General features: G+C 40.6%; 7 protein-coding genes, 3 tRNA genes and 3 other annotated features. All 10 genes read right to left on the reverse strand.

From position 1 onward, the window contains the following. Nucleotides 1-36: 36 nt before the first annotated feature. The gene (locus HMPREF1135_RS04625) at nucleotides 37-921 is read right to left on the reverse strand and encodes a YitT family protein (RefSeq protein WP_007592526.1); all 885 of its coding nucleotides are present in this window, start codon (nucleotides 919-921) and stop codon (nucleotides 37-39) included. Between the two features lie 18 nt (nucleotides 922-939). Beyond that, nucleotides 940-1,890 (reverse strand): ABC transporter ATP-binding protein, encoded by a 951-nt coding sequence (locus HMPREF1135_RS04630; protein WP_007592528.1) that lies wholly within the window; start codon nucleotides 1,888-1,890, stop codon nucleotides 940-942. Beyond that, a complete protein-coding gene (locus HMPREF1135_RS04635) occupies nucleotides 1,853-2,860 on the reverse strand; it encodes an ABC transporter ATP-binding protein (protein WP_007592530.1) in 1,008 nt (335 codons plus the stop codon). The genes HMPREF1135_RS04630 and HMPREF1135_RS04635 overlap by 38 nt, the downstream gene beginning before the upstream one ends. A gap of 1 nt (nucleotide 2,861) precedes the next feature. After that, nucleotides 2,862-3,779: an ABC transporter permease gene (locus HMPREF1135_RS04640; RefSeq protein ID WP_007592531.1), complete on the reverse strand. Its 918-nt coding sequence runs from the start codon at nucleotides 3,777-3,779 to the stop codon at nucleotides 2,862-2,864. Nucleotides 3,780-3,784: 5 nt separating this feature from the next. Further along, nucleotides 3,785-4,708 (reverse strand): ABC transporter permease, encoded by a 924-nt coding sequence (locus HMPREF1135_RS04645; RefSeq protein WP_007592534.1) that lies wholly within the window; start codon nucleotides 4,706-4,708, stop codon nucleotides 3,785-3,787. Nucleotides 4,709-4,791: 83 nt separating this feature from the next. Continuing rightward, complete coding sequence (locus tag HMPREF1135_RS04650) at nucleotides 4,792-6,420, reverse strand: ABC transporter substrate-binding protein (RefSeq protein WP_007592536.1); 1,629 nt, start codon at nucleotides 6,418-6,420, stop codon at nucleotides 4,792-4,794. 127 nt (nucleotides 6,421-6,547) lie between these two features. Beyond that, nucleotides 6,548-8,593 carry a C40 family peptidase gene (locus HMPREF1135_RS04655; RefSeq protein WP_007592539.1) on the reverse strand — a complete coding sequence of 682 codons (2,046 nt, stop codon included), beginning with the start codon at nucleotides 8,591-8,593 and terminating at the stop codon, nucleotides 6,548-6,550. A 174-nt stretch (nucleotides 8,594-8,767) separates the two neighbouring features. Next, nucleotides 8,768-8,851, reverse strand: a tRNA-Leu gene (locus tag HMPREF1135_RS04660). Nucleotides 8,852-8,873: 22 nt separating this feature from the next. Next, a tRNA-Cys gene (locus tag HMPREF1135_RS04665) sits at nucleotides 8,874-8,944 on the reverse strand. 21 nt (nucleotides 8,945-8,965) lie between these two features. Continuing rightward, nucleotides 8,966-9,038: transfer RNA gene (locus HMPREF1135_RS04670), tRNA-Asn, on the reverse strand. A gap of 126 nt (nucleotides 9,039-9,164) precedes the next feature. Continuing rightward, nucleotides 9,165-10,030: a sequence feature (23S ribosomal RNA rRNA prediction is too short), on the reverse strand. Between the two features lies 1 nt (nucleotide 10,031). Further along, nucleotides 10,032-10,753: a sequence feature (23S ribosomal RNA rRNA prediction is too short), on the reverse strand. A gap of 11 nt (nucleotides 10,754-10,764) precedes the next feature. Next, nucleotides 10,765-11,199 (reverse strand) — a sequence feature (23S ribosomal RNA rRNA prediction is too short). Nucleotides 11,200-11,277: the final 78 nt, after the last annotated feature.

The raw sequence follows: 11,277 nt of genomic DNA on the forward strand, positions 1-11,277 counted from the left end.
TATAAGAATTTGACCGCTTTTAAACAAGTATATTTTCTAATCCGCTCTTCTTCTGTAAAATCTTCCAAGGAGCTGTTGTGTCTTTATAAGATTTATAAATGCGGCCTTATCTATTTCTTTGATTGCCTTTACCACTTTATCAGCTTCGGCGCTTGATACTATTGAGTATACAAGCGTTCTCTCACAATGATTGTAATGTCCCTCTCCCTTCCATGTTGTGGCACCATGGTGACTGATTTCTGAAATTATCTCACAAACCTCGTTAGGATGATCTGTAACAATGAACAGTGTAATCTGTTGATACTTTCTATACAATACATGTATAACAGTTGTTGTAACGTATTGAAAAATAATCGAATAGAGCGCTCTATCCCAGCCGAATAAAAGTCCTGCAATCAAAAGTACTACCGCATTTCCTACAAGGATGATATTAAATGCATCCATTCCTTTTTTCTCTGATAAGAAAATAGAAATAAAGTCGGTTCCTCCTGTAGTGGCATTCATAAGAAGACAAACACTTATAGCAAGGCCGTTTATCATTCCTCCGAAAATTGTTATAAGCAATATATCCTCTGTTATCACATATCCCGGAATAATATCCACCAAAAAGCCTGCAAGCAATATAACCCAGCAGGAAAATAGTGTAAATTTCTTTCCTATAAATCTGAAACCTATATATACAGGTATAGCATTTAATATAATATTTACCACTGTATACGGCAATTCCACATTAAAAAACATTCTTGCAGATCTGGTAATAAGCAGAGTAATACCTGTCGCACCTCCCGGGAAAAGGTCTCCGGTTCTTACAAAGGTCTTGATATTGACAGCCATCAAAACAGCCGCCAAAGTTATAACGACAAATCTTTTTATATCATTTTTTATAATATTATTTTTATTGTTTTTTTTAATTTCTTCCATTAAACCATCTCACAAAACTTATTTTACCCTGTGACAGGCTACACTTCTGCCGTTCTTTTCGCTCAAAACAGGCTCATCCGTTCTGCAAACTTCCATGCAATACGGACATCTGGTATGAAATCTGCAGCCCCTTGGAACATCTATAGGACTTGGTATTTCCCCCTTAAGCATTTCTTTTTGCCTTCCCGCATTTTCAATGCTTGGAATGGCATCAAGTAAAAGCTTTGTATACGGATGAAGAGGATTTTCAAAAATATCATCCGTATTTCCTATTTCACATATCTTGCCCAAAAACATCACACAAACTCTGTCGGCAATAAAATTTACCACCGATAAATCATGTGATATAAATAAATACGATGCTTTACTCTTCTCCTGTAAATCCTTAAGTAAGTTCAAAACCTGTGACTGTATTGATACATCCAGCGCTGATACAGGCTCATCACATACTATAAGTTTGGGATTTAGGGCTATTGCTCTGGCAATTCCTATTCTTTGTCTTTGCCCTCCTGAAAACTGATGCGGATATCTGTTATAGTATTCTTTTCTGATACCGACATCTTCCATCAAATCAAGGACTTTTAGCTTTACATCTTTCTTTTTCATCCCCTTATTATGTGTGATAATGGGCTCTGCAATAATCTCCCCTACCGTCATTCTGGGATTTAAAGAAGCATACGGATCCTGAAAAATTATTTGAAGATTTTTCTTAATCTCCTTTAATTCTTCGCCCTTTTTTTCATAAATATTTTCATTAAGAAAGATACTCTCACCGCTGTTCGGACTTATAAGTCCTATAGCACATTTTCCGAGAGTCGACTTACCGCATCCGCTCTCACCAACCAAAGCCAAGGTCTCATTCTCATATATATCAAGACTTAAATTACTTATGGCATGTACTTTTTTATTTTTCTTTGATGTAGGAAATTCCTTAACTATGTTTTTTAAACTTAATACTACATTTTTCATCTTCTATCCTTTTATGTAGGAAACATGAAACCATATGATTATCCTTTATGTACTCGTCTGCCGGTCTTGAAGAAAAACAGATGTCCTGTGCATAATCGCATCTGTCTACAAATCTGCATCCCTCCGGCAAATTTAAGATATTCGGTACATTTCCCTTTATAGTATACAATCTGTCCTGCTTTTTTCCGATAGTAGGAATAGACTTTAAAAGTCCGTTTGTATATGGATGTGCAGTCTCGTTAAAAAGTGTTTTTGTCAGAGTTGACTCCACAACTCTGCCTGCATACATTACATATACATAGTCACATATTTCGGCAACAACTCCCATATTGTGGGTAATCATTATAATTGATGTTCCGACAGATTCGCACAGTTTTTTCATAAGCTTTAAAATCTGTGCTTCTATGGTAACATCCAAGGCTGTTGTAGGCTCATCGGCAATTAAAAGTTTAGGTTTACATATCATTGCCATACCTATCATTACTCTCTGCCTTAGACCGCCTGAAAGCTCATGAGGGTATGAATTAAATCTTTTTTCCGCTTCCGGAATTCCCACCTCATTAAATATTTCAATGACACGCATCTTTGCTTCTTCTTTTGAAATCTTTTCATGCAAAATAATGGCTTCCATTACCTGCTTTCCCACTTTCACCACCGGATTAAGTGATGTCATAGGCTCCTGGAAAATCATTGAAATATCCTTGCCTCTGATTTTTGCATAATCTCTTACACTCAATTTTGTAAGTTCCGTGCCGCAAAAGTCTATACTTCCTCCGACTATCTTTCCGGGATTTTTTATAAGTCCCATAATACTCATGGCGGTCATAGACTTTCCACATCCGCTTTCCCCTACTATTCCAACTATCTTACCCCTTGGTATATCTATATTTATGCCGTCAAGTGCATAGGCAAGTTTACCCTTTACTTGAAAAGCAACTTTTAAATCTCTTATAGTCAAAATATTGTCCATATTACTGCTCCTTAAGATATGGATCTAATACATCTCTTAGTCCATCACCCAAAAAATTGAATGCTAAAACTACAATCATTATAGCCATAGCCGGTGCCAGTACAAGTACAGGCTGTGTAAACAGATATTTTTTTGCACTCACGACCATAAGTCCCCAGCTTGCCGTAGGCGGCTGTGCACCTACACCGAGGAAGCTTAAAGAACTCTCCGAAAGTATGGCTGAAGGTATACTTAAGGTAAATAATACCACCAATGTAGGTATACAGTTTGGCAATATATGTCTGAAAATAATTGTAGCATTACTTACACCCATACTTTTTGCCGCCTCAACATATTCTTTCTTTGAAAGTGACAATGTTTCCGAACGTATTACTCTGGATGTGGATGCCCAGTTTACCAAAGACAGTGCTATAAATATATTTATAAGTCCTCCGCCCATTGTATACATTACAACCATCGCAAGTAAAAGTGACGGGAATGCCAGCATTATATCCGCAAGTCTCATTATCGCAAAATCTATCTTTCCGCCGAAGTAACCTGCGATAAGTCCCAGTATTGTGCCTATTGTCATTGAAATAAATGTCGGTAAAAGTCCTATGGTAAGTGATATTCTTGCTCCGTAAATAACTCTGGTCAATGTATCTCTTCCAAGTTCATCTGTACCCAGAGGATGTGCAAATGAAGGTGCCAAAAGTCTGTCCTTTAAACTCTGTGCATTCGGTCCGTATGCGCATATCACATTTGCGAATATGGCGCAAAATATAATTATAAAGATAACTATAAGAGAAAAGAATGCCAGCTTGTTTTGTTTAATTACAGTGTTCAGCTTTTCAATAAGGCTCTCTTCCATTAGAATTTCCTTGTCAACAACCGACTTTTTATCAATATTTTTACTCATATTATTGTTTTTCTTCACCACTCTTTCTATATCTCCTTTCTAATTCTCGGATCTAGAATAGAGTACAATGAATCCGCTATCAAATTTCCTAATATAACCAGTATTGTGGTAAATATAACCGTTCCCTGTAAAAGCGGCATATCTCTGGTCTCTATTGCATTTACCGCAAGTCTGCCTATTCCCGGTATACCGAAAATATTCTCTGTAATAACCGCACCCGAAAGCATGGAAGATATCTGCAGTGCCATCATTGTAACTACAGGAAGCATGGCATTTTTTAAAGCATGTGATTTCATAACCGCAAATTCCAAAAGTCCCTTGGCTCTTGCAGTTCTGATATAGTCCTCCTGCATTACTTCCAAAATATTCGATCTTGTCATTCTTGCAATACTTCCTGCGGAATTCCATCCAAGTACTATAGAAGGTAATACCATTGATGCCGCTGTCTCATATCCCGATACGGGAAATATTTTCAGCTTATAGGCAAAAAGATACTGCAATACAAGTGCTATCATAAATACAGGCATGGATACACCAAGAAGTGCAGTGCCCATAAACAGCCTGTCTAAAATATTATTTTTATTTACCGCCGCAAATATTCCGCTTACAATGCCGACTATCCATGAAACTATTGCGGCACATACTGCAAGTCTTACCGTATTCGGGAATGCATCCAGTATTATACCTGTTACATTTCTGTTCAGTCTGTAGCTTGTTCCGAAATCTCCTCTTACAGCATGTGAGATATATGTAAAGAATTGCATATACAGAGGTTTATCAAGTCCCATCTCTTTACTTATCTTATCTATTACAACCTGGTTTACATGTTCACCAAGCATTGTGGTTACAGGGTCTCCCGGTACTACTCTTAACATTATAAATATTATCAAAACCACGCCTATCAAAACAGGTATGGAAATCAAAATTCTTTTTAATATATTTTTAAACAAAACTGCCTCCAAAAAGCTCCGATATAAAAAAATGGAGCGATATCTCGCTCCATTATACCAATTATCTATTTTAAGTGCTATAGCTATTTTTTTGAAAAGCCTACAAATCTCATATCTGAAATTCCGGCCCAGTTAGGCTCAAATCCCTCGATATTCTTGCTTACACCATAATAATGCTCTTTTGAGAACATAGGTAACCATGCAAAGTCTTCTGTAACAATTTTCTTCTCAAGATCATTGTACTCTGATAATCTCTCCTCAGAATTTACTATTGTTCTTGCCGCACTTACTCTGTCCATTACAGCCTTGTCCGGATAATTCAATGATCTTTGCTTTGTATTATTCTCATTTCCGAAGAATGTATAAATAAAGTTGTCGGGATCGTTATAATCAGCAGTCCATGTTGACATAAATGAACCGAGTGTACCGTCTTTTCTTGTTGCAAGCCATGTTGACTCGTCATAATTCTTTATCTCCGCATTTATACCGACTTCGCTTAGCTGTGATGATATTACTTCAAGTATAGTCTTTGTAGTATCTGATGATGATGAATCAACTGAAATCTCCATATCAAATCCGTTCGGATAACCGGCCTCTGCAAGTAATGCTTTTGCTCCGTCCGGATCATACTTAAGCTCAGGTAATGTAGAATTATATCCTATAAGTCCTCTTGGGAAAATACCGTTTTCAATTGTTGCCACACCGCCAAGTAATGAATCAATGATTTCCTGACGATTGATTGCCATAGAGATTGCTTTTCTTACATTTACATTGTTTAAAGGCTCCGTATTCTCATTGAATGTAAAGTATGTAATACCTACTCTTGGAGTATGGTAAAGTACATCAGGCATCTCCTTCTTATATGTGTCAATATAATCAAGCATGTAATCAAAATCAAGTATATCAAGCTCACCGTTCTTAAACATCATATTTCTTGTTTCGGAGTCAGGTATAACTCTTATAAGAACACCGGGAAGTGATACATCTCCACCCCAATATGTGTCATTCTTTGTAAGTACAATAGAATCATTCACTGTCCACTCCGCCATCTTGAAAGCACCTGTTCCTACAGTCACAGAAGGGTCGATTCCGAACTTGTCGCCTGCTGCCTCTGTAGTCTCCTTATCAAGCATACATACAGGTGATGATGACAGACATGCCAAAAATCCTGAATAAGGCTCAGATAAAGTGATCTCTACAGTATAATCGTCCACAGCTTTTACACCTGTAAGTTCTTTACTGCTTCCGTCCATAACTTTATCAGCACCTTCAATCTGGCTTACAAAGTCACCGTTTACAGCACCTGTAACTCCCAGAATTCTTGTTAGTGAATACACCACATCGTCAGCTTTAAAATCGGCACCGTTTGAATATTTTACACCTTCCTGTAAATGCAAAGTGTAAACTTTTCCGTCCTCAGATATGTCCCAACTCTTTGCCAATGAAGGTACAAGCTCACTTGAACCGTCGCTCTTTATCTTTGCTTCTACCAATCTGTCAAAGATATTTAAAGGTACCATATAATCCTTTGATGTCTTATGCGGATCTGCAGTCTGAATATCCGCATTAATTGAAGTTACAAGAAATCCTGTAGTATCAATATTTGTTGTTGCTTTGCTCTCCTGTGAGGAGCCTGTTTCCGTTTTCTTAGAAACGCATGCACTTAGAGTTAATGCTAAAACAGCACCTAACAATATAAATCTTTTTTTCATTTTCCTCTCCCGTTTCTTATTACTACATGACATTATAATACTTTTTATAATCAATGCCAAATAATTTTTACATCCAATATATAAAAAAGTCGGGCAAAATAATCGCAACCCAACTTTTTTATAAAATCTATCTTAAGAATGTAACCGCTTTTATAGGAGTTCTGTAATCACTTCTTCCTATTGTAATTCCAAGATTCTTATTTGCAGCATGAACTATCTTATTGTCGCCCATATATATACCTACATGGCTTATCTCTCCGCCGCTTCCGTAAAAGAGCAGATCTCCCGGCTGAACTTCGGATAAACTTATTTCTCTTCCGTTATTAGCCTGCTGTCTTGTATTTCTTCCGGTACTGATTCCGAATTGTTCATAAACTCTCATAACAAATCCTGAGCAGTCTGCACCGTTTGTCAAAGATGTACCGCCATAAACATATGGATTTCCCACATACTGCTTAGCATAAGCAACTATTGCGGCTCTTGAAGCATTTTCCTTGACTGCCGCCTTTGTGCTTTCCGTTGTAGCGGTTGTGGTAGCCTTTGATTTACTTACTCCCGGTCCACCGTTCTCACCTGTTACGACTGAGCTTTCTTTCTGAACCGTCTTTGCCTTGGTCTCTGTTTCCTTAGGCTTTTCGGTATTTCCACCCGGTCCATATCCTGCCGCAGTTGTAGCTTGCGTAGTGATTTCAACCTTGGATTCTGCAGGCTTAGTCTGTGGCGCCTCAGCTACCGTTGTAGCCTCAGTCTGCTTTGTTGTATCTTCTACAGCACTGATAGTTCCCGGTGCCTGTACGGCATCTATCTTTTCCTGAACCGTTTCAGTTTGCTTGGTTGTTTCCGGAATACTTGTTGCCTCAGGCTCTTTAACAGTTTCTATGGTGACTTTAGACGATTCCGTTTCTTTTTTAGTATCTTCTATCGCCTTTATAGTTTCCGAAACTTTTTTCTCCTCGGAATTTTTTGTAGCTTCAACCGTATCAGCATTTGTTTCCGCCTTAGTTGACTGCTTTGTGGCATCTTCCGTAGGCTTTGATGTAGGTTTTAGCGTTGTCTCAGGCTGTTTTGTCGTCTCCTTCGGAGCCTCCGATTTTTCTTCATTAGCCTTTGATGTTCCTTTTATTGTATCCGGAACATTGATGTTCACCTCTTTGCTTGCAGGTGTTTCTCTTTTTTCGGCTGCAGGTGACTTTATGGTCTTAGGCTCTGTGCCTGTTTTTTCTGAAGTTGTCTTCTCGGTTGCCTCCGTAGACTTCTTTGTCTCTTTGGCTTTTGTAGTATCTTCAACTACCGTATCTTTCTTTGCCGCTATAGTTTTATCACCGTCTGCATCTACCAGATTTTGATAAATATCCATAGCCTCTTTGGCTTCCGTTTCAAGCTTAGCCTTTTCAAGAGCCTCTATAGTACTCTCTTCCGTTGTCTTAGCTGTTTTATAAGATATATCCGTCTTTATAAAGTCCTTATAAACATATCCTGTGAGATCGTCATCTACCTGAACCTTTACAAAGTTGTTATCCTGTCCTACGACTACAAACTTCTCTCCGCCTCCAAGCATAGTGAGGGTGTTTGAAGTTATATTAGGTGTTGTTCTCAATCTTACATTGTCAATGTCTACAACGGTTGCATATGTGACGATTGCATCTTTCGCCAATTTTTTGGCTTTTTCTCCTGTAGCCACTTCTGAAGCCTTTACATAACCTTCAACACTTCCGGAGTTGATTTTTAACCACTCTCCGCTTTCATTCACCTCAGTTCCTACAACTGTCGCAACCGAACTGTATGAAATACTTCCTACAGCCTCACCGGTCTCTTTGGCACTTGAATGAACAACCGTGTCCTTTTTTCGATTGGCTACAACGATATCATCTTTTATGATATCCTCTTTGAGTTTGTCTTGTATTGACGGCGCTTCGTATTTCACCGTATCATTTACAAGTTTTGTTCGTGCATCGTCAGCTCCCGTTATCTCTATAGTATTGGTGGTCGCTTCTTTTAATGACTCACCAAGAGCCGTCTGTGGAGATATAGAGCTTGCCTTATAATTGTTTAAGGCTACGGCCATACCGGAGACTGCGTTACTTGTCTCCAAATCCATATCTGCATAGGCGTTGAAACTACATAATGAAACAAGGGTTAGAGCGGATGCCAATGTTAGAATTTTCCTTTTCATGAGCACTCCTTGCTTTATTTTAGAGTACTTAAATTATACCAAAATTTGTAAGATTGAACAATTACTTTACGCCTGTTTACTTATTACAATATTTTAAACTTTTGATTACGTTTATCGTTATAAATCCATTTAAAAAGTGTTACAAAAAAAGAACAACCTAAGTTGTTCTTTAAGTGCGGGAAAAGGGACTTGAACCCTCACGTCTATACAGACACAAGATCCTTAGTCTTGCCTGTCTGCCAATTCCAGCATTCCCGCATAGGATTAGATTTTCTAATCAAGGCGACAACCAGATTTGAACTGGTGATCAGGGTGTTGCAGACCCACGCCTTACCGCTTGGCTATGTCGCCGTGTCTAGTTGCCTAAACAAGCGCCCCGAACAGGGCTCGAACCTGTGACACTGCGGTTAACAGCCGCATGCTCTACCTACTGAGCTATCAGGGCAAATACTCGTGTATTATATCAGATAATCATTGATTATGCAAGTATTTTTTTGAAGAAATGTATCTTCAAAACTGCCTACCAAATTCCGAGCTATTATAAATTTTTTCCTATCTTTTGGTTAAACCCTCGACCTATTAGTAACCATCAACTCAATACATTACTGTACTTACATCTTGGCCCTATCTACCTCGTAGTCTTCAAGGGGTCTTACTGTTTTCACATGAGATATCCCATCTTGAGGGGGGCTTCACGCTTAGATGCCTTCAGCGTTTATCCCGTCCCGACATAGCTACCCTGCCATGGAGTTACTCTCCAACAGGTACACCAGCGGTCAGTCCGTCCCGGTCCTCTCGTACTAAGGACGGCTCCTCTCAAATATCTTACGCCCACGCCGGATAGGGACCGAACTGTCTCACGACGTTCTGAACCCAGCTCGCGTACCGCTTTAATGGGCGAACAGCCCAACCCTTGGGACCTGCTACAGCCCCAGGATGCGATGAGCCGACATCGAGGTGCCAAACCACTCCGTCGATGTGAACTCTTGGGAGTGATAAGCCTGTTATCCCCAGGGTAGCTTTTATCCGTTGAGCGATGGCAATCCCACTTTATGCCACCGGATCACTAAGTCCTACTTTCGTACCTGCTCCACCCGTCGGTGTCGCAGTCAAGCTCCCTTCTGCCTTTGCACTCTTTGAATGGTTTCCGACCATTCTGAGGGAACCTTCGAGCGCCTCCGATACTCTTTCGGAGGCGACCGCCCCAGTCAAACTCCCCGTCTGGCATTGTCCCCCGGCCGGATAACGGCCGCAGGTTAGAAATCCAGCAATACAGGGGTGGTATCCCAACGGCGACTCTGCATAAACTAGCGTCTATACTTCTACGTCTCCCACCTATCCTGTACGAGTATTACCGAATCCCAGTACCAAACTGGAGTAAAGCTCCATGGGGTCTTTCCGTCCTGGCGCGGGTAACCAGCATCTTCACTGGTACTTCAATTTCACCGGGTGCATTGTTGAGACAGCGCTCAAATCATTACGCCTTTCGTGCGGGTCGGAACTTACCCGACAAGGAATTTCGCTACCTTAGGACCGTTATAGTTACGGCCGCCGTTTACCGGGGCTTCAATTCAAAGCTTCGTTTCCTGACTTCTCCTCTTAACCTTCCGGCACCGGGCAGGCGTCAGCCCATATACTTCACCTTGCGGTTTCGCATAGACCTGTGTTTTTGCTAAACAGTTGCTTGAGCCTTTTTTCTGCGACCACTCTATTAAAGTGGCACCCCTTCTCCCGAAGTTACGGGGTCATTTTGCCGAGTTCCTTAACAATGCTTCTCCCGCCGGCCTTAGGATTCTCTCCTCATCTACCTGTGTCGGTTTGCGGTACGGGTACATATAACACAATAGCGGCTTTTCTTGACGGCTCCCTAACCGACTTCCCTACTAATTTTCGGTACGCATCACGTTTTCCCATTGCATGGTGGTTTTTCCTCCCATACAGGTACTTCGCTTGCCCCGGTTTTTGTCCTCCCGGGTTCGGTTTCAGTCTCCGTGTCCCCACAGTTCTGATTATATGTAGTACAGGAATCTGTACCTGTTATCCATCGACTACGTCTTTCGACCTTGCCTTAGGCCCCGACTTACCCTGAGTAGATCAGCTTTACTCAGGAAACCTTAGATATTCGGCCAAGAGGATTCTCACCTCTTTCTCGCTACTCATTCCGGCATTCTCTCTTCTTATTACTCCACCATTCCTTCCGGTATGGCTTCTACGCCTCTAAGAATGCTCCTCTACCAATGTATATAATACATTCCTAGGCTTCGGTGTTGTGTTTAGCCCCGGACATTTTCGGCGCAGGACCTCTCGACTAGTGAGCTGTTACGCACTCTTTTAATGTATGGCTGCTTCTAAGCCAACATCCTAGCTGTCTTCGAAATCCCACATCCTTTTCCACTTAACACACACTTTGGGACCTTAGCCGTAGGTCTGGGCTCTTTCCCTTTTGACTACCCAACTTATCTCGTGTAGTCTGACTCCCGTCAATCATCTAGCCGGCATTCGGAGTTTGATATCTCTTGGTAGGCTTTGACGCCCCCGCAAAAATTCAGTGCTCTACCTCCGGTAGACTAATAACGAGGCTAGTCCTAAAACTATTTCGAGGAGAACCAGCTATCTCCGGGTTCGATTGGAATTTCTCCCCTATCCACACCTCATCGCCACCCTTTTCAACGGATGTGCGTTCG

The organism is Lachnoanaerobaculum sp. OBRC5-5 (assembly GCF_000296385.1).
Taxonomy (GTDB): domain Bacteria; phylum Bacillota; class Clostridia; order Lachnospirales; family Lachnospiraceae; genus Lachnoanaerobaculum.